Below are 19163 nucleotides of genomic sequence, written 5' to 3' on the forward strand. Positions count from 1 at the left end.
GGCCATCCGCATGACCAGCTATCCTTTTGGGTGCGGTGGTCCGCGAGTGTTCCATCCGCGATTTGAAACGAAAAATTCATCGTCAATCCGCACGCCTTTGGCTAGTGAGGGAGGATATCTTCTTCATGCGCGCACGCCCCAAGCTCTCTCCATCCGCCCTCTCCCTGGGGCCGGGGGCTGTGCTGACACCGCTACTGCTTCCAGCGGTCGCCCTGCCTGCGGCAGAGCAGTTCCGCTTCGACACGAGCTTCCAGACTTATGATGAGTCGGCAGGGCGCATGTACGTCGGGTCCTACTATTATCGGGGCGAGATGTTTCTTTCCGAGGACACAAGCTTCCGCTTTCAGCTTCTACGAGATGCCATCAGCGGCAGCACCCCCATCGGCGCGCTGCCAGGCGGCACGCAGCCTTTTCTGGTGGAAATCGATGACGTGCGCACAGGTGTGCTGGCAGCGCTCTCCCAGCAGATGGGCGATCATCGCGTGGAGCTGGAGGTGTCCAACAGCCAGGAGAGGGACTACCTTTCCCAAGGCATCGCCCTGAGTGACAAGTGGGAGCTGAACCAGAAGAACACCACGCTGAACCTCGGCCTGAACTTCCTGAATGACACCATCGTGGTGCGCGGCACGGATGATCAGAACAAAAAGAGCTACGATGCCTTCCTCGGCTTCTCCCAGCTCCTGGACAAGAACACCATCCTAAGTGCCAACCTCACTGTTGGTTATGCCGAGGGATTTCTGAACGACCAGTACAAGGTCATCCAGCGTAACGAGCTGGTCACGCCACAGCAAGGCCAGCCATACATATCGAACAGAATCTACCGCGAAAACCGTCCCTCCAGTCGTCTCCGTGGCATCCTGCAGTTCCAGGGCACGCACTACTTCCGCAAGACGAACTCGGCGCTGGATGCCGTGCTGCGCTTTGGCGAGGACGACTTCGGCATTTCCTCGCAGACAGTGCAGGTCGAGTGGCGGCAGGGCTTGTTTAAGAAGCGCGTGGAGGTCACGCCCTTCTTCCGCTACTACCAGCAGACCGCCGCAGACTTCTTCCACAACACGCTGAACGAGGTGGACATCGGCACCCCAGCGCTCCACCCCGATGGCAGCGGGCCGAACTACTCCGCCGACTACCGATTGTCCTCCATGGCGACCATGAGCGTCGGCTTGAAGACGCGTCTTCGCCTGACGAAGAACCTCAATGCCTCCCTCACCTATGAGCACTACGACATGAGCGGCATCGGCTCGGATCAGGCTCCTGACCAAGCTTATCCCACCGCAAGCATGTGGACCCTGGGCCTGAACTTCCTCTTCTAAAACTTAGCGATGTCCGGGCCTGTCATTCCCCTGCATGTGGAGCCGGATGCACGCGGGGTGCGCAAGGTGGCCTTTCGCGCCATGGGCACGAACTGCTTCATCCAGTTTCGCTGCGAGGACTCGAAGAAGGCGCTGCAGTTCGTGGCAGATGCGCTGGGCTGGCTGAGCGCCTTTGAGGCGAAGTTTTCCCGTTTCAAACCTGACTCCCTGGTGTCACGCATCAACCAGGCGGCAGGCCAGGACTGGGTGAAGGTGGATGCCGACATGGAAACCATGCTCGACCTCGCAGATGCCATGCACCGCCTCACGGATGGCGTGCTGGACGCGGCCATGCTGCCACTGATCAAGGTGTGGGACTGGAAGGTGGTGCATGAGCGCCTGCCGAGTGAGGAGGAGATCTCGCGTGCGATGTCGCTCTCAAACTGGAAGGACGTGCAGCGAAAGCGGGGGAAGGTCTTTCTGCCGCGTGAGGGCATGGGGCTGGACTTCGGCGGTTTCGGCAAGGAGTACGCCGTGGACCAGGTCATCGGTATCGCGAAGAAGCAGGGCATTCAAGACGTGCTGGTGGATCTGGGGCGGGACATCTTTGCCATTGGCGGGAATGGCGTGCATCCCTTCTGGCACGTGGGCATTCAGGACGGCATCCAGACCGACAAATGCGTGGGCGGGCTGGCCGTCTCAGGCTTCGCCGTCTGTGCCTCGGGCGACTACGCGCGGCGCTTTGAGCACAAAGGGGTGCGTTATGGCCACATCCTGGACCGCCGTACCGGCTGGCCGGTACGGCATGGTCTGCGTGCGGTGACGGTGCTGGCGCCCTCCTGCCTGCTGGCGGGCATTTACTCCACCACCGTCTTCGTGCTGGGTCTGCGGGACGGGCTGCGCTTTGCGGACAATGCCAAGGGCATCGAAGCCTGTGTCCAGGATGACGGCGGGGTGCACGTGACACGGGAGTTCCGGCGGTTTCAGGTGCAGGCCGGGTGAGGGGCTCCTGCTGGAAACGCATCTTTGCCACAAAACAGGTCTGTTCTGTTTCCGCCAGATGAGGTAAAATCCCAGGTTCTACCGACCAATGATGAAAATGCTCCGCTTCCTCGTCATTCCCGCCGTGCTGCTGCTCAGCAGCTGCGCCGAACATCTCACTCGCGTGAAGCAGTATGAGCGGGGCAACCTGGCCAATCCGATCATGGATCCCGCCCGTGACCCGCTCTTCATGGCCATGAGCCAGCATGCCTACTTTTCCCGTGAGGGAACCTTTGGCGGCGGCGGCCTAGGCGGTGGTGGCTGCGGCTGCAACTGACGCGACCTGACCTGTTTTTGATTTTCGCCCTTCACCCCCCTTCTGCAAAAGCCCCTTCATGAATGCCCCTCGTCTCCTCCAGCGCCTGAAGCACCTCTGCAGGCGCGCCAGCTCGCTGCTCATGCTCTTTCAGCGCACGCCTGCCGCCCAGCTCCTGATCCCGGCGGAGTTCAATCTGGCCTCCTCTGCGGCCCTTCTGGACACGACCACAAAGATCGCCATCACCACCGTGGCGGGCTTGAGCGCCTATGACAGCGTGTCCGGGGCCACGACAATTACCCAGGTCAACGGATCATTGAACGTCATCGCGGGCCAGCCAATGTTGGTCAGGTTTGAGATCACGGGCACGCCGGAGCCGCCCAAGTCCTGGCAGATCGTGGGCACCCTGCCTGCCGGGCTGAGCCTGCCTAACGTGCAGGGCAATCCAGCTACTCTGTCGGGCACCACGACGGAAGTCGGAAGCAAGACGGTCTCACTCAGGGCCTACAAGGATCTGGACTTTGGGGGGGATCAGTTTCAGAAAAACATCACGATCAATGTCACCGCTCCCTCAATGGCGGCGGTCATCGACAGCCCGGCCTCCGTGACGATCAACAGCGGCCAGTCAACGACTCTCACAGTGGTGGCAGCAGGCGAAGGGCAGTTGACCTACCAGTGGTACCAAGGAAACAGCGGGGTCACCACCACCCCGGTGGGCACCAATTCAGCCTCCTTTACCACGCCGGTCCTCACCAACACGACGCGTTACTGGGTGAAGGTGACGAATGCTGGCAATCCCGGCGGCGCCAACTCTGACACTGCCATTGTCACCGTGCGGCAGCCGGCGGCCATTCTCACCCAACCGGTACCCATCACCATCTTCACCGGCGAGACCACCACCCTGTCCGTCACAGGCACAGGTGATGCACCGCTGTTCTATCAATGGTATCAAGGTGCGAGTGGTAACACCAGCACGCCGGTGGGCACGAACTCCCGCTTCTTCACCACGCCTTCACTGCAGACCACGACGAGCTACTGGGTGAAGGTGAGCAACGCCGCCAATGTCCTGGGTGCCTTCTCAAACACCACCACGGTCACGGTCGAGGTAGCGTCTGATCCCATCATCCGGACGGATCCCACCCTGCCGCCAGCGCGGACAAGCCTGCCCTACACCACCACTCTGAGAGCGGTGGGCGGCCGGCAGCCGTATACCTGGACGATCCTGGAGGGAGACCTGCCGGAGAACATGACCTTGAGTGAAGGCGGCGTCATCTCCGGCACCAGCACCAGCATCGGCACCAGCATGGTCAATGTGCAGCTCACGGATGGTGATGCCAAGACGGACACGCGCACCTTCACTCTGGAAATCAGCGACCTCGACGTCACCACGGCAAGCCTGCCTGCGGCTACCCATGGGAAGCCCTACACGACCACGCTGGCCGCCACTGGCGGCGGCGAGCCCTACACCTGGTCCTTTCCCGAGGAGACACTCCCCCCGCTGGGCCTCACGCTCAGCCCTGAAGGCCTGCTCTCTGGCACCCCCAATGCTGCGGGGGACGTCAACGTCACCGTGGTGGTGACAGATGCCAATGGGTTCACTGTTTCCAAAATCCTCCCGCTGCATGCAGAGGTGAGTGACCTGAGCATCGTCTCCACGACGCTGCCGATCGCCGTGAAAGGCATGCCCTACTCCGGCACGCTGACGGCCTCCGGAGGAGATGGCAGCTACACCTGGCACGTTCTGTCCGGGCCTCTGCCGACGGGCGTCAGTGCCAGCACGACCGGATTGCTCACCGGCACACCCACCGTCGCCGGCGGAGCGACCGTCACCGTGCAAGTCACGGATGGTGCTGGCGTCATCGTTTCCAAAGCCGTGTCGATCTCCTTCTCTGACAAGGCGGTGAAGCCGATCATGAACACCGTGGAGTTCCCCGTCACCACGGTGGGCACCACCTTCAACCACACAGTGACGGCGCAGTACCACCCGAAGACTTTTGCCATCACCGGACTGCCGAAAGGCCTGAAGGCCGCGCCTAACGGAGCCATCACCGGCATCCCGGACGTGTCTGGCATCTTCAACGTGCAGATCCGTGCCACGAACAGCGCCGGCAGCAGCGCGCTGGTCACGGCCAGGCTCACCGTGAAGGCTTTGCCGAAGAATTGGGTAGGCACGTTTGGCGGCACCCTGGCGCGCCACAGCACCACCAACCGCAATCTCGGCGGCCAGTTCTCGCTCACCATCACCACCAGCGGTCAGTTCACCCTGAAGGTCACCGGCGCCCTGCCTAGCACCAAGGTGGCTCAGGGTGCGCTCGCGGTCACGAGCACGACCGGACGTGTGGTCGCCGGCGCTCCGTCCATCATCACCGTCCCCTCTTTGGCAGGAGCTGCGGTGAACCTGAACATCGACAGCGTCGATGGTGATGTCAGCGGCACCGTGGGTGCTGCTGCCGTGACAGGCTGGCGCTCTTCCTGGAATGCGGTCACCGAGCCTGCGGAGAATCTGGCCGGCTACTACAGCATGGCGCTGGATCTGGCAGATCCCGAAGATGACGGTGTGTCCACGATCCCGCAGGGCAGCGGCTTTGCCACCTTCACCATCAGCTCCGGCGGCACCTATACCATCACAGGAAAAGCGGCCGATGGCGAGGGCATCACCAGCGCTGGTTTTGTCAGCAAAGGAGGCGATCTCTGGCTCTGTGCATCCCTGAACAAGGGTCTGGGCTCCGTTCAAGGCACACCCGTGCTTCATGAGGACGAGGAGGGACTCTTTGCGGGGAATGTGATCGAAGGCGCGCTGACCTGGCTGCGCCCCGCTACGACCACCACGCTCTATCCAGATGGCTTCGGCCCTCTGAACCTGAAGGTCGAGGGCGCCTACCTGGCTCCGTCTAACAAAGGTTTTGTCATTGTGGGTCTGCCTGATGAAGGCACCACGCAGCTGAACTTCACGGATGCCGGCCTGGCGCTCTCCAACACCGATCCGGACATTCTCTTCACCTACACGGATGACAACAAGATCGTGCTGCCGGGCGCCTCGGCCAATCCAGGCAAGGTCACCGTGACTCTCAGCGCCACCACCGGAGCCCTGGCGGGGACCTTCAGCCTTATGGAACCTTCCGGCTTTGCGCGCAACAAGGTGCCCTTTGTGGGGCAGGTCGTGAGAAGGGCGGGCGGCAATATGCGCGCCGCAGGCTACTTCCTGCTCCCGCAGATCCCGGTCGGCAGCCAGAAACCGACAGCAGCGCCCGTGCTCTCCGGAGGTGTGCAAATCTACAACGGCCCACCCGCGTAGCAGGGGAACGTTGTGATCTTGACCTAACGAAAAGAAAGGTAATGCGATCATTGCCTGATCGCTTCAGCAACTATTTTTGAGCATCTTTGAATGTCCGGCTGTCGTGCGGCAGGGCCTCGATAATGACCGCTTTGTCATTGGGCTTTGCCGCTTGTCGCTGCTCTTACGGGCTGTCCGCAGCCCGTCATGGTCGTCACTAACAATCTTCGCTTCAAAACATCTCCGCGCTGGCCCATTCGCGATCTTCTGCGCCTCTGGCCCTGGGTGCTGCCCTTCATGCTGCTGTTTCTGCTCGGCACTCGCGGCCTGAACGAGCCTGATGAAGGCCGCTATGCGGAGATCGCCCGTGAGATGATTGAGGACGGAGACTGGCTGGTGCCGCATCTGAACGGCTTTGCCCACATGCAGAAGCCGCCGCTCATCTACTGGTTCACGGCGGCCAGCTTCCGCTGCTTCGGTCTGAACGAATGGGCCGCCCGCCTGCCCTCAGCGCTCGCGGCCATGGGCAGTGTCTGGATGACCTTCTTCATCACCCGGAGGTTGTGGGGGCATCATCGTGCTCATGTGGCGGCCATCATGCTCATGTCCTCGCTTGGGCTCTTCGCCCTCGGACGGTTGCTGACGCCGGACATGGTCATGTGCTTCTGGATCCTGGCCTCCATCGCCGCGCTGGTGCATGGGCGTGCCTGGCTGTTTTTCATCGCCATGGGGCTGGGCTTTCTGACCAAGGGGCCGATGGCCCTGGTGGTGCCGCTTTCTGCCGCGCTGGGCTGGCGCTTCGCAGGTGGGTTGCGGCCGGGCTGGCCATGGTTTCGCGGCCTGCTGCTGACCCTTGGCCTCGGACTCTCCTGGTTCGTGGTGGTGTGCCTGCGGGATCCCCAGCTGCTGCACTACTATCTGCATGACGAGCTGCTCAAGCGCGTGGCCTCGCATTCGCACGGGCGCAAGCAGCCCTGGTGGTTCTTCATCCCGGTGCTGCTGGTGGCGCTGATGCCGTGGACCTTCTGCAGTCCGCGTGTCATCCGCCAGGCATGGCGCAGGCTGCGCACCGGCACATGGCTGGCGCGTCATGGTCTCCTGGCGGGCTGGGTGCTGCCCCCTCTGCTGGTCCTGTCCATGAGCGGCTCGAAGCTGCCCACCTATGCCCTGCCGCTGCTGCCCGCGCTGGTGATCCTTTTCTGCCCGCCCTTGGTGGATGTCTACCGGCTTTGGAAGATCGGCTCCACAGCGGTAGCGCTCTGGATCACCGTCCTGCTGGCCAGCACGCTGATGAATGATCTTCTCGGCCGGCAGGCCAGTGTGCGGGATCTGGCTCTGAATCTAGAGCAGCGTCTCGAAGCAAAACCCGGTGAGGTCTTTCTATGCGGCACGCGCGCGCACGGCATCGAGTTCTACCTTCGCCAGCGCGTCGGCATCACACTTGGCGAGGCGGACATGATGCTGCCGCCTTCCACTCCGGCCAGCGCGCTGCTTCATGACCATCCCCAGGATTGTCTTCACGACTATGCAGACAAGCAGGCTTACGGGCTGATGCTGGATGACTGCTTTAAAAAACACTTTGCTCCAGCGGGCTGGGTGGCCTCGGAACGCGTCGGTGATTATGTGCTCGCAGTTCATGAGCGGCCGGTGATGACGGCCTCGGCCAAGAGTCCGCCGACACGCTGAAGGTGTCGGCACGTCGTTCACACCCCTTCCAGCGTGGCTTCACGCTCTTCGGGAGTCATCTCGCGCCACTGGCCCGCTTCGAGATCCGCAGGCAGAATTAAACCGCCGATGCTCTCGCGATGCAGCGCTGTCACCAGACAGCCCACGCGCCCAAACATGCGCTTAATCTGATGATGACGGCCTTCGTGAAGGGTCACGCGAGCGCTCTTTTCACCGAGCAAGGCGAGCTCCGCAGGGAGGGTGATGATGTCCTCCGCAGCGAAATGAAAACCTTCCGCAAACGCAGACACGGCCTCAGCGGGAATGGGCACATCCGTCTGCACGAGATAGGTCTTGGGCACCTTGGAGCCTGCATCCATAAACCTCTTCGACCATTTGCCATCATTGGTTAGGATCAGAAGTCCGGTGGACCACCGGTCCAGACGTCCGGCGATGTGCAGGGTATGCCTGTCCGGGTCATCGATGAGATCAATCACGGTGCGGTGCTCCGCATCCACCGTGGCGCTGACCACGCCGCCGGGCTTGTGCATCATGAGGTAAAGAGCGCGCTCTGCCTGCTGCACCACCTCGTCATCCAGCAGCACGCTCATGAAGCGGTCGACCTCGTGCTGGTTGCCCAGGCTGACCTCTCCATCCACGAACACGCGGCCTGCGGCGATGAGGCGATGGGCCTCGCTCCGGCCTAACGAACGATGTTTGGCAATGACACGGTCCAGCTTCATAACTTCACGTTGGCCGGAAGCTCCAGCATCTGCCATTCACCTTCGGCCAGATCACCCAGCGTGTGCGATCCAAAAGTCTCGCGATGCAGCTTTTCCACATGCCAGCCCTGGCTGGCAAACATGCGGCGAACCTGATGATAACGGCCTTCGGTGATGGTGAGACGTGCAGTCCTCGCGCTCACGATCTCCAGCTTCGCAGGCAGGCAGGGCCTTTCCTCGCCGCGCAGCATGAGATCACCCTTCGCAAAGGCCTCGACGAGCGGCGGCTCCAGGTTGCGATCCAGTTCCGCAAAGTAGGTCTTCTCCACATCCGCCTTCGGCGAGGTGTAGCGCTGCACCAGCGTGCCGATGTCCGTGATCAGCAGCAGACCGCTGGTGTCCTTGTCGAGCCGGCCGATGCTTGTCACTGCGGGATTGCGGTCCAGCCACTGCGCGGGCAGCAGCTCATAGATCGTCGGGCCCTCGCCATCGCTGTGCGTGCAGACATAGCCCACAGGTTTGTGAAGCATGGCCAGCAGGCCGTCCGGTGCTTCTAGAGCCTCGCCATCCAGCGTGATCGTGTGCGGATCCACCCGCACGTCATGCTTCGTCAAAGGCACGCCATTCAACTTCACTCGGCCTGCTTTGACCAAGCCGACGACTTCCTTGCGCGAGCAGTAGCCGAGGGAGGAGAGAAGCTGGTCGAGACGGCGCATGAAGAGGCGGTTAACTGCGCATGCCATGCGCGCGGCAGGATGTCATGCAGGATTTGCGGGTCCCGCCTTCAGATAGACCCACCATAGCGCGAACGTTCCTATTCCTAACCAACCCCACGTCATGAAAATGCGTCTGCTTCTCTGCCTGCTGGCCGCCGCCACGGCCGCCAGCGGTGAGGAAGCTGTGGAGATCGCCAAACGCAGTCTGCCCTTCATCAAGGAAAAGGGCCTCGCCTGGATCGAGGACCGCCAGTGCGCGAGCTGCCATCAGATCCCGTCCATGCTTTGGAGCCTGAACAGCGCCGTGAGGGCTGGCCTTGATGAAGGCAAGGAAACCCGTGAATGGACTCCGTGGGCCGCCGACTGGAAGCACTGGAACCAGACTGGCGAGAAGGATGGCGTGGACAAAGTCTCCTCCTTCAATGTCGAGACTATGGCTTGGCTGTTGCTGGGTCGAGATGCCGCTTCACCGGCACCTGCATGGACCACAGACTTCCGCGCGCAGATCCTGAAGAACCAGCAAGCGGACGGTTCCTGGAAGGCACAGGGACAACTGCCGCTCGGAAAACGTCCGACTCGCGAGATCAACGAGGTGACGACCATGTGGACTCTGCTCGCGCTGCAAAGCTACGCGGATCAGGAGATGCCTGCCGATGTGCTGAGGAAGGCGGAGGAGTATCTGGCCAAAGCCGTGCTAGGTCAGAGCACCGAATGGCATGCGGTGAGACTGCTTTTGAAGCGTGGTGATGCAGCTTTGCGCGAGGCCTTGCTGAAGCTCCAGCACGAGGATGGAGGCTGGGGCTGGCTGGCCCAGGAACCGAGTGATGCTTTTGGCACCGGTATGGCGCTTTATGTCCTCGCTCACGATGGCCTGCCTGCCGATCATGCAGCCCGGACAAAAGCCGTGCAGTTTTTGCAGAACACGCAGAAACCCAATGGTTCATGGGCTGTGCCGAGCACTCGCGCACGTGACAAAAACAAGGTGAACAACACCGCGACCTACTGGGGCACGGCCTGGGCCGTGATCGGTCTGCTGGAGACGCCGGGAAAGAACGTGGCTTCTGCCGCCGAATCAGTGTCATCATCCGCATCGCCATGAAACTCAGCCTGACCCTCGCCACCCTTTTTGTTAGCTCCCTCCTCCACGCTGCCGATCCGCAACCTCCGGAAGGCTTCAAGGCCATCTTCAATGGCAAGGATCTCACCGGCTGGTATGGTCTGAATCCGCACAGCACCGTGAAGCTCACCGGCGAGAAAAAGGAAGCCACGCTGAAAACCATGCGTGATGAGTTCGCCTCCAACTGGAAGGTCGAAAATGGCGAGCTCGTCAATGACGGCCACGGCCCCTACGCCACCACCGATGCCGAGTATGGCGATATCGAGTTCCTCATCGAGTACAAGACCGTGGCGAAGGCTGACAGCGGCATCTACCTGCGCGGCACACCGCAGGTGCAGATCTGGGACAAGACCCAGGTCTTTGATCCGAAGAAGCCTGACCGCAAACCACACCTCGGCTCCGGTGGCCTCTTCAACAACACCCCTGGCAAGCCCGGCCGTGACCCTCTGGTGCTCGCTGACAAAGAGTTCGGCGAATGGAACGCCTTCCGCATCCGCCAGATCGGCGACCGCACCTGGGTGTGGCTGAACGACAAGCTCGTCGTCGACGGAGCCGTCATGGAAAACTACTGGGACGTGAAGCGCGAAACCCCACTCCCGGCCAAAGGCCCCATCATGCTGCAAACCCACGGCGGCGAGATCCGCTGGCGCAACCTCTTCGTCCGCGAGATCGGTGCGGAAGAGGCGAAGAAGATTCTGGCGGAAGCAGAAAAGAAGTGAGCCGCCGCTGTCTTCACTCGCCTGCTTGACTCAAAAGCGCATCCACAATTCGGGCAGACGGCCAAGAGCCGTTTTCACCGGCGTTTTGTTCGCCTTCGTTGGCTCGGTGAACTTGGTCATGGCTGGGTTGTCAGTGTGTGGATTGCCGAGAAACGTGCGTCACACTGCATATCATCTGGATAGTATCCATCATGATCAGGCCAGATGATTTGCAGCACGGGAAATCCGAAATCGTGCAGATCACTCCCTTTTCCGAAGAGGCTGAAATAGAAGTTACAGTTACGGCCAAGGTAATCGAGGTATCTCTCGTGCGAGACGACTCGGAAGCGAACTGGTCTGTGATCATCGAACAAATCCTGCCGCACCGAATCAGGTGTGACCGAGGCTCCCTGGGCAGCTTCATCGCGGAGCTTCGTGATGAGGCTGTGAGCAGTGCTGGGATGAAGCCCCATCACAAGGATCTCAGGGTGCAGGAAGTTGAGGAAGAGCCCGACAGAGTATGTGAACTCCGGGCCAGTGGGACAACTCCCAAAAGACAAAATGGAGCAACCAGCAGTCACAACCTCACGATATATACGTTCGTCCAACTCATCTTGTGGAGAAACCAGTCTGAAGCCTTCAATCTTCGGGTGACGCAATGACTGAATGTAGGGTGGCTCCAGATCGCTCGTTTGCATCACGCTGGATTCCGTAGGTTAGGCGAACGACTCCAGCTCAGCGACCCGGCCTGCGGCACGCCACGATGGCAACCGCAGCGCGAGGACCGGGTTCGCTGCAGCGCATGGTTACGCGGCTCGTCGTGATAAAACATACTGGTAAATCAGCAGGCCGATGAAAACTGCAGTGAGGATATACGAAACCTCGCGCTTGAAGAATCCACAATCGCCGCGAGTCGCGCTCACCGTCCATGCCGGATGAACAAGCATGAGCAAGCCGGCAACTGGAAGTGTGAACCTCACGCGACGTGTCCGCACGAAGGCATAGGCGAGAGCAAGCGTGGCGACACCACCAAAAGCTGCGCAGAAATATCCGATGGTAATGCTCTGCTGAATCGCGGCCATCGCTCCCGGGCCGCTGCAAGCGAAGATGAATGCGCTGGTATTCACAGTGTGCGTAGTGCCGCTTAACTATTCAGCATTATGGGCAACAGCTTTGTCGAGTACCGACGGGTTTGAAATTTCATGGTTGTCGACTTCAGCACGAATGGCGTTGATAGGGAACAAAGATGTTGGTTTGGAATCGTAGGCGCGTCATATTTTACTGTTAAATACGATCGGAAAAGTCTCTTCTTGGAAGACGGATTCCGCGCCTTCACCCATCACGCCAGCAACGGCTTCACCACGTGCCCGTGCACATCGGTGAGGCGGTAGTTGCGGCCTTGGAAGCGGTAGGTGAAGCGCTCGTGGTCGAATCCGAGGAGATGCATCACGGTGGCCTGGAAGTCGTGCACGTGGACTTTGTTTTCGGCGACGTGGAAGCCGAGGTCGTCGCTGCTGCCGTAGTCAAAACCGGCCTTGGCGCCGCCACCGGCCATGAAGAGGGTGAAGCAGTCGGGATAATGGTCGCGACCGAGCACCTTGCTCGCGGCGGTGCGGCCTTCGCGGAAGGGGGTGCGGCCAAACTCTCCTCCCCAGATGACGAGGGTGTCCTCCAACAGGCCGCGCTGCTTGAGATCTTTGATGAGGGCGGAGACGGGCTTGTCCGTGGCGGCCATTTTTTTGGTTAAGCCATCCGTGATGCCGGAGTCGGCGCTGGTGCCGTGGAAGTCCCAGCCCCAGTCGAAGAGCTGCACGAAGCGCACGCCTTGCTCGACGAGTCGACGTGCAAGCAGACAGTTGTTGGCAAAGCTGGCCTCGCCGGGCTTGGCACCATAGGCCTCGAGCGTGGCGGCGTTCTCCTTGGAGATGTCCATCACCTCCGGCACGCTGGTCTGCATGCGATAGGCGAGCTCATACTGGGCAATGCGTGTGACAGTTTCCGCATGGCCAAGCTCGGCTGCCTGCAGTTCATTGAGCTCGCGCAGGGCATCGAGAGTCTTGCGGCGCAGGTCGCGGCTCATGCCAGCAGGGTTGCTGGCAAAGAGTACGGGGTCACCCTTGCTGCGGCACTGCACGCCCTGATACACGCTGGGGATGAAGCCGCTGCCCCACAGGCCCTGGCCGCCGCTGGGCTGGGTGCCGCTGGAGATGAGGGTCACGAAGCCGGGCAGGTCCTGGTTTTCCGTGCCAAGACCGTAGGTGACCCAGGAGCCGAGCGATGGCCGCCCCTGGCGCGTATGACCGGTGAAGAGCAGCAGCTCGGCAGGCGCGTGGTTGAACTGGTCCGTGAACATGGACCGCACCATGGTGATCTCATCGGCGATGCCGTGGAAGTTTGGGCAGGCATCGCTCATCCACATGCCAGCCTTGCCGTAGCGCTTAAACGTGCGCGGGGTGCCCATGAGCTTTGGCACGCCGCTGGTGAAGGCAAAGGTGCGCCCCTTGAGCTCGCTGTCCGGGCAGTTCTGGCCGTCGCGCTTCACCAGCTCCGGTTTGTAATCAAAGAGGTCCAGGTGCGGCGGTGCGCCGGACATGTGCAGGTAAATGACGCGCTTGGCCTTGCCGCCTTGGGGTGCGCGCTTCGGAGCCAGGGGATTGTCCGCCTTGGGCAGTGCCGAGGCCTCCTGCTCCAGCGCATGCATGGCGATGGCTCCCAGGCTGAACTGGCCCGCATTGCCCAAAAACTGGCGGCGGGTGCGAAGCTGGAGCTGATCGTGAAACACAGGGGACATCGTCATGCGGGGAGTACGGACCTCTGGCGGGGTTTTATGCTGAATTGCACGAAGTGGGCGGGATTGTGCAAAGGACTGTGGGCTGGCTTCCAGCCACCTCTTGCGGAAATTCCTTTCTCTTGCGGTGCTCTTGATCGGAACCGCCGAAGCTGCCGAACCATTCACCGCGAGAGGAAGGATTCACGCAAGAGGCCCAGAATCGATGAGATGGCACCCGCCTTGCATTTTTCACCTGCACGGATGGGTGGGCCGCTTCATGGTCGCTCACCCTACCATGACCCGCACTCAAGCTGACGACCTTCCCTGGACCACGCAAAACTCTCCCCAAGGCAAATACGGTGTGAGCCGGCGTGCCCTGAGCCAGGCGGCGGGAGGTCAGAAGGACATCGGCACCTGGGGTGGTGGGCATCCGTTTGATGTGGAGATCCACCGCGTGCCGCCAGGGAAGATCAATTTCCCGTTTCACGAGCATGCGGCGCAGTGGGAGGCCTACTACATCCTCAGCGGCAGCGGCGAGATGCGCACGCCGAAGGGGAATGAAGCCGTGAAGCCGGGTGATTACCTCGTGTGCCCTCCAGGCGAGGCGCATCAGCTCATCAACAGCGGCTCGGAAGATCTCACGTTCCTCGTGATTGCGGATCATCCGGTGGCGGACATCATCCACTATCCAGATTCGAACAAGTGGCTGGCAAAGCCGCAAAAGAAGGTCTTTGAGATGCAGGAAGCGGATTACTTCAAAGGCGAGGAGTGAGGCCGCAGCTTGCCGAGGAACTTGCGTGACCAGTCGGCCTCGTTGGTGAAGCTCTGCTCCTCATAGAAGCGCAGCAGGGATTCCTCACGCTTCAGGAGGTCAAAGCGCACATGCAGGTGCAGTTTGCGCAGGCAGACCGGGCAGAGGCGCATGGGCTGGGCGTCGGCTTCATCCAGATGGTTGGAGCCGTTCATGAGGCACTCAAAGAACACGCAGTGCTTGATGCCAAACATGTGACCCATCTCATGTGTGAGCACCTTGCAGCTGCGCTTGAAAATGAGCGTGCTCAGATCAGTGGCGGAGGTATCGCCATAGAAGCTGGGATCATAGCGCGCGAAGCTGAACACACCTGCACCGCCCTGGAGCATGGCCTGGCCAAAGACAAAATTCCAGCTCTCGTCTGGATACAAGTCCTCCATGGTCACGGCGATCACGGCATAAGCCACAGCAGGCTTTTGGTTAGGCAGCCAGCCGAGGATGTCCGTGGTGAGAAGCTGGCGCTTGTTCGTGTTGCTATTGATGCGGGTCTTCGCGGGCACCTTGTCCACCGGCACGGCACGCAGGATGCTGGTGGGCATGGCAAAGAACAGCTCGCAGTATCGGCGCAGCTTTTCCAATGAAGGTGCCTTGGGACCAAACTCGCCGATGGGCAGGATGGCGAGGGCACGCAGATCCGTGCGCGGTTTCACGCGAGGAAGAATGAGCCGATAAGCATCAAAGGTCTGGCCCTTCTCATCATGCTGCGCCAGCCAGTCACCAGGTCCGGCTTCTTTGATGGGCGCATGCAACGCGGCATCATCTTCAAACGCAGCGCGCTCAAGAGGCGTGGCAGTCAGCAAAGAGCCGATGGCATCGCCACGCGAAGGCCACGCGGATTTGCTGGAAGCGGTCTGTGCCTCTGCGTGAAGCAGGGTGAGGCCGAGAAAGATGCCCGCGAGGAACGGGGGGATGTTCCGGGAGGCATGGGAGCGAAAGCGGGGGGAAGGAATCGCTGGGTCCATGACAGGAAGATGTTTTCAGAAGTGGCTTCGCTTGCCAAGCTTCCTCATTACTCCCGTTTCAAATCATCCATCCGCCTCTTTGCGCATCGGCATCGTCGGTTCCGGCACGGCTGGGCCTGCGGCGGCGATCTTTCTGGCACGTAGCGGGCATGAGGTGACACTGCTGGAGAGGGCACCACTGAAGCTGCCGGTCGGCGCAGGTTTCCTGCTGCAACCCACGGGTCTCAGCGTGCTAAAACAGCTAGGGCTTGAGGAGGCTCTGCTGCCGCACACGGCGCACATCACCAAGCTCTGGTGCCGCACACGCTCGGGTCGTGTGCTGCTGGATCTGCCCTACGCGGAGCTAAGCGCGGATCTCTTTGGGGCAGGCACGCATCGCGCGACTTTGCTGGATCTCCTTTTAGATGCTGCGGCACATTCAGGCGTGCGTATTTTGTGGGATGCAGCAGTCACGCACATGAGTCGTGATGCCAATGGTCGACCGATTTTGCAGGACCATCACGGCATCTCGCATGGCCCCTTTGATCTCGTGCTGATCTGTGATGGCGCGCATTCGATGCTGCGGGATCAGTCCGGCGTACGCAGTCGTGTGAGTCGTTATCCTTGGGGTGCGCTTTGGTTCATCGGCAAGCGCACGGCGGAGTTTGATCCGCAGGTGCTGTGGCAATCCGTCGGATCCACGCGGGAGCTCACAGGCTTTCTGCCCACCGGCACGCGTGAAGATCTGCTGAGCATGTTCTGGAGTATCCGGCTGGATCAGATGGAGGCCTGGCGTCACACGCCGCTGGATGTGTGGAAGCAGCAGATCCTTTCGCTGGCGCCGCAGGCGGAGGGTTTTCTGAAGCAGATCGAATCCCACGCGCAGGTCGCCACGGCGGTGTATCACGATGTGCGCCTGCCATGCTGGCACGGCGACCGCGTGGCGATCCTGGGAGATGCCGCGCATGCCCTGAGTCCGCAGCTCGGCCAGGGTGTGAATCTGGCGCTCATGGATGCCGCCACACTGGCCTCGGCGGTGTCACGTCTGCCTTTGAGTGAAGCGCTGGCCGCCTACTCACGCGAGCGTCGTGCGCATCTGCGATTCTACCAGTTCGCAACTCGCTGGACCACGCCGTTTTTCCAATCGGATCTTTTGCCGCTCGGGTGGATGCGGGATCTGGTGTTTCCCATCATTCAAAGAGTGCCGATGCTACGCCGCGAGATGACCGCGACGATGGCGGGCGGGAAGACAGGGCCGTTTTCGAGTTTGAAGAAATTGGCAAATGTTGATCCCACCTAGTTCAGGTCTGTTGTTACAGGATTAACAGGATGGACAAGATTAACATGATTGATTCCTTTCCTGTTAATCCTGTTCATCTTGTGAATCCTGTCGAATAAGCCTGCTTTCCTCATGCCTCGCCTCATCGCCATCGTCGCCATGTCCTCGAACCGTGTCATCGGCCGTGATGGCACGCTGCCGTGGCATTTTCCGGAAGACCTGAAGTTCTTCAAACGCACGACCATCGGGCATCCGATCCTCATGGGACGAACAACGTTTGAATCCATCGGTCGCCCTCTGCCTGGAAGGCAGAACGTGGTGCTAAGCCGCACGATGGAACCGCGCGAAGGCATCACCGTGATTCGTGATGTGTCCGAGCTCGCGCAGGTGTGTCCGGACGCGGAGACCGTGTTCGTCATCGGCGGCGCGCAGGTGTATGCGGAGCTGCTGCCGAAGTGTGGTGGGCTTTACCTCACCTGGATCGAGCAAGCGTATGAGGGCGATACCTTTCTGCCAGCCTTTGAGCATCTCTTCGAACTCAAGGAAGTGCTCGAGAAGACCGAGGCCCTCGAGTTCCGATACTACGAGAAGAAGTGACGAGGCTTTTTTACCACTGATAGACACTGATGAGCACTGATGTCCAAGCCATCAGAGGGCTTGGTCAGTATCAGTGTCAATTAGTGCCCATTAGTGGTTAGCATTCTTGGTTACGCCGATTGAACCTTCGGAACAGGAGCATTGCTTCGTGTCCACCACCAAGATCCAAGGAGAGCCGCGAGCAGAACCAGGATCCAGAGAGAGGAGTGTGGGTCGGACTCCATGGTGGTCTCGACCTGGGTGACTTTGAGTTTGGAGAGGTCCTGAAAGGGTTTGGCGCCGCTGAGATCAGCTTCACGAGCATCGGCGAAGTGCGCGGCGCCGGTGAGGAGAAGGGTGTCGGCCTGTTTAACCTCCAAGAAGCCTGGATGAGCAGGCGCACGCAGCAGATGAGCTTGAGCGACGGGAACGCTGATCTGGCTGGCCGGTGAGCGTGTGGCGAGCACGAGCGGAGCGGCCTTGGCATCCGAGAGATGCGCGAGCACGAGACGCTGGCGGAGATCGAAGTTCGCGGACTCGGGAGCGATCTTCTCATCACGCACGCTTTGCAGGAAGCGATGCAGCAACACAGCGAGCGCGGGGAGCTTGCGCGCATTGCTGCTGAGCAGATCAAAATGACATATGAGCTGCTGCGCTCCGAGCGGGGTGCGGCGCAGACTGATGAGCGGCCGCTCACCCTGCCAGAGCAGCACGCGATCACGCTGATCACGCGGGACGATCATGCCTTCACGCACGAGCAGCGACTGCCAGTTGAGCCCATCAATGAGCGGATGCGACTCCGCGACGATGCTGTCACGCAGCCACGCGACTTTATCTCCCTTCGCCGGTGAGGCAAAAACCACCGCATGTTGATCCTGCCCCAGGGCGGTGCTCGGCGGCCAGACAAGGCCGCGCACATCCGCCTCGTCACTGGACATAACCAAACGTGTGTCAGAGAATTTGCCGAAGAGATCTCGCAGTTCAACACTGCCGTCCTGCACGGGCAGCGCAGGCACCTGCAGGCCGAGGATTTTGGGTTTGGGACGAAGCACGGGCAGCGTGTCGTCTAGCGTGAAAGCATCTGCCGTGAGTTGAAGGGTCAGCTCATCCTCCGTCGGGAAAGGTCCGCTGAGGGTGCGCGTTTCCTGCGCGGCGAGGGTGACCTTCGTGGGTGCAGAAGTCTTGCCACCACTGATCGCGAGCCACTCGCGATCTTGCGGCGAGGCGCTGTAGTTGCGCAAAAGGGCACGCCAGAAGAGCTGGCCGTCCTTTTCCTCCACGGTGATGCCGGCCCAACCAACATTAGGTGTTTCATGCCCGGTGGAGACGACCGCAGCTTCATAAGGCAGTTGATCCGCCAGCACGTGATCACTGATCAAAATCACGCTGCCCTCCGCACCCACGAGTCCACGAGCCGTGCGCAGCGCCGGGGTAAAATCATGCACGCCGAGCAAGGGCTGCCATTTTGAGATGGCGGCTTTCAGATCGGCAGCGGAGGCTCCGTGATAGAGAGCTGGCTCCTCAGGATCCGAGGAGAGTAGGGTTAGTTCTACACGGGCCAGGGGTGAGAGAAGCGTCTCCAGAGTGTCACGCACCGCTGTTTCGGTGTCTTTGCGAAAGGCGGACATGGAGGCGGAGCTGTCCATGACCAGGGCGATGCGCTGCACGGCATCACTTTTCAGCCAGCGTGGTCCGGCGAGCAGCCAGGTGAGCACCAGCACCATCATGAGCTGCAGCCAGAGCGGGATGGAGGGACGCAGGCGCTCAAAACGATTGCCCGTCTCCGACTCGCGCCGCATCTGCTGCAGCAGGAAAAGCGTGGTCACTACCTCCTTGCGGCTACGCCTTTGCAGAAAGTGGATGGCCAGCACCACCGGCAGGCCGAGCAGGCACCAGAGAGCGGCGGGATGGGCGAGGAGCATGGGTTCTTCCACAATGAATCGCGAGAGGCGGGGAGGTAAATGACGAAATCCAAATGTCGAATGACGAAGGGGTCGATCCTTGG

The 19163-nt window shown here is 60.7% G+C and carries 17 protein-coding genes; 10 read left to right on the plus strand and 7 right to left on the minus strand.

Annotated features, from left to right (window positions below; all coding sequences use genetic code 11):
* Positions 1 to 125 precede the first annotated feature (125 nt).
* The 5 genes from BGE01nite_RS00110 to BGE01nite_RS00130 all read left to right on the plus strand — a co-directional run bounded on the left by BGE01nite_RS00110 (position 126) and on the right by BGE01nite_RS00130 (position 7549).
* Entirely contained in the window at positions 126 to 1313 is a 1188-nt protein-coding gene (locus BGE01nite_RS00110; protein ID WP_146848225.1) for a DUF3570 domain-containing protein, read from the plus strand.
* Between the two features lie 9 nt (positions 1314 to 1322).
* Positions 1323 to 2294, plus strand: a complete 972-nt coding sequence (locus BGE01nite_RS00115) for an FAD:protein FMN transferase (protein ID WP_146848226.1) — start codon at positions 1323 to 1325, stop codon at positions 2292 to 2294.
* Between the two features lie 97 nt (positions 2295 to 2391).
* Positions 2392 to 2610: a DUF4266 domain-containing protein gene (locus tag BGE01nite_RS00120; RefSeq protein WP_218032853.1), complete on the plus strand. Its 219-nt coding sequence runs from the start codon at positions 2392 to 2394 to the stop codon at positions 2608 to 2610.
* Between the two features lie 58 nt (positions 2611 to 2668).
* Complete coding sequence (locus tag BGE01nite_RS00125; protein WP_146848227.1) at positions 2669 to 5884, plus strand: putative Ig domain-containing protein; 3216 nt, start codon at positions 2669 to 2671, stop codon at positions 5882 to 5884.
* Positions 5885 to 6070: 186 nt separating this feature from the next.
* Positions 6071 to 7549, plus strand: a complete 1479-nt coding sequence (locus BGE01nite_RS00130; protein ID WP_146848228.1) for a glycosyltransferase family 39 protein — start codon at positions 6071 to 6073, stop codon at positions 7547 to 7549.
* Positions 7550 to 7566: 17 nt separating this feature from the next.
* Here the strand turns inward: BGE01nite_RS00130 and BGE01nite_RS00135 are convergent, their stop codons facing one another.
* Both BGE01nite_RS00135 and BGE01nite_RS00140 read right to left on the minus strand, forming a co-directional pair.
* Positions 7567 to 8271, minus strand: coding sequence for a pseudouridine synthase (locus tag BGE01nite_RS00135; RefSeq protein WP_146848229.1), 705 nt, complete (start codon positions 8269 to 8271; stop codon positions 7567 to 7569).
* Positions 8268 to 8993, minus strand: coding sequence for a pseudouridine synthase (locus BGE01nite_RS00140; RefSeq protein WP_246145622.1), 726 nt, complete (start codon positions 8991 to 8993; stop codon positions 8268 to 8270). The genes BGE01nite_RS00135 and BGE01nite_RS00140 overlap by 4 nt, the downstream gene beginning before the upstream one ends.
* Positions 8994 to 9087: 94 nt before the next feature.
* On the opposite strand from BGE01nite_RS00140, the gene BGE01nite_RS00145 reads away from it, so the two are divergent.
* Both BGE01nite_RS00145 and BGE01nite_RS00150 read left to right on the plus strand, forming a co-directional pair.
* Entirely contained in the window at positions 9088 to 10065 is a 978-nt protein-coding gene (locus tag BGE01nite_RS00145; protein WP_146848230.1) for a prenyltransferase/squalene oxidase repeat-containing protein, read from the plus strand.
* The gene (locus BGE01nite_RS00150) at positions 10062 to 10802 is read left to right on the plus strand and encodes a 3-keto-disaccharide hydrolase (protein WP_146848231.1); all 741 of its coding nucleotides are present in this window, start codon (positions 10062 to 10064) and stop codon (positions 10800 to 10802) included. Before BGE01nite_RS00145 ends, BGE01nite_RS00150 begins: the two co-directional genes overlap by 4 nt.
* A 116-nt stretch (positions 10803 to 10918) precedes the next feature.
* Here BGE01nite_RS00150 and BGE01nite_RS29855 read toward each other — a convergent pair whose 3' ends face one another.
* The 3 genes from BGE01nite_RS29855 to BGE01nite_RS00165 form a co-directional block, all read right to left on the minus strand.
* Positions 10919 to 11479, minus strand: coding sequence for a DUF4262 domain-containing protein (locus BGE01nite_RS29855; protein WP_146848232.1), 561 nt, complete (start codon positions 11477 to 11479; stop codon positions 10919 to 10921).
* 108 nt (positions 11480 to 11587) lie between these two features.
* Positions 11588 to 11908 (minus strand): hypothetical protein, encoded by a 321-nt coding sequence (locus BGE01nite_RS00160; RefSeq protein WP_146848233.1) that lies wholly within the window; start codon positions 11906 to 11908, stop codon positions 11588 to 11590.
* 212 nt (positions 11909 to 12120) lie between these two features.
* Positions 12121 to 13578, minus strand: a complete 1458-nt coding sequence (locus tag BGE01nite_RS00165) for a DUF1501 domain-containing protein (protein ID WP_246145624.1) — start codon at positions 13576 to 13578, stop codon at positions 12121 to 12123.
* A 268-nt stretch (positions 13579 to 13846) separates the two neighbouring features.
* On the opposite strand from BGE01nite_RS00165, the gene BGE01nite_RS00170 reads away from it, so the two are divergent.
* Positions 13847 to 14323: a cupin domain-containing protein gene (locus tag BGE01nite_RS00170; protein WP_170266488.1), complete on the plus strand. Its 477-nt coding sequence runs from the start codon at positions 13847 to 13849 to the stop codon at positions 14321 to 14323.
* Here BGE01nite_RS00170 and BGE01nite_RS00175 read toward each other — a convergent pair.
* Positions 14302 to 15324, minus strand: coding sequence for an archaemetzincin (locus BGE01nite_RS00175; RefSeq protein WP_146848235.1), 1023 nt, complete (start codon positions 15322 to 15324; stop codon positions 14302 to 14304). The two genes, BGE01nite_RS00170 and BGE01nite_RS00175, sit on opposite strands and share 22 nt — an antisense overlap.
* Before the next feature lie 79 nt (positions 15325 to 15403).
* On the opposite strand from BGE01nite_RS00175, the gene BGE01nite_RS00180 reads away from it, so the two are divergent.
* Together BGE01nite_RS00180 and BGE01nite_RS00185 are read left to right on the plus strand one after the other, a co-directional pair.
* Complete coding sequence (locus BGE01nite_RS00180; protein WP_218032854.1) at positions 15404 to 16603, plus strand: FAD-dependent oxidoreductase; 1200 nt, start codon at positions 15404 to 15406, stop codon at positions 16601 to 16603.
* A 111-nt stretch (positions 16604 to 16714) separates the two neighbouring features.
* On the plus strand, positions 16715 to 17179 hold the full coding sequence (locus BGE01nite_RS00185; protein ID WP_146848237.1) for a dihydrofolate reductase: 465 nt from the start codon (positions 16715 to 16717) through the stop codon (positions 17177 to 17179).
* Positions 17180 to 17289: 110 nt separating this feature from the next.
* Here BGE01nite_RS00185 and BGE01nite_RS00190 read toward each other — a convergent pair whose 3' ends face one another.
* Positions 17290 to 19080, minus strand: a complete 1791-nt coding sequence (locus BGE01nite_RS00190) for a vWA domain-containing protein (RefSeq protein WP_170266490.1) — start codon at positions 19078 to 19080, stop codon at positions 17290 to 17292.
* Between the last annotated feature and the right edge of the window lie 83 nt (positions 19081 to 19163).

The organism is Prosthecobacter gellanilyticus, from assembly GCF_007992435.1.
GTDB lineage: Bacteria > Verrucomicrobiota > Verrucomicrobiia > Verrucomicrobiales > Verrucomicrobiaceae > Prosthecobacter > Prosthecobacter gellanilyticus.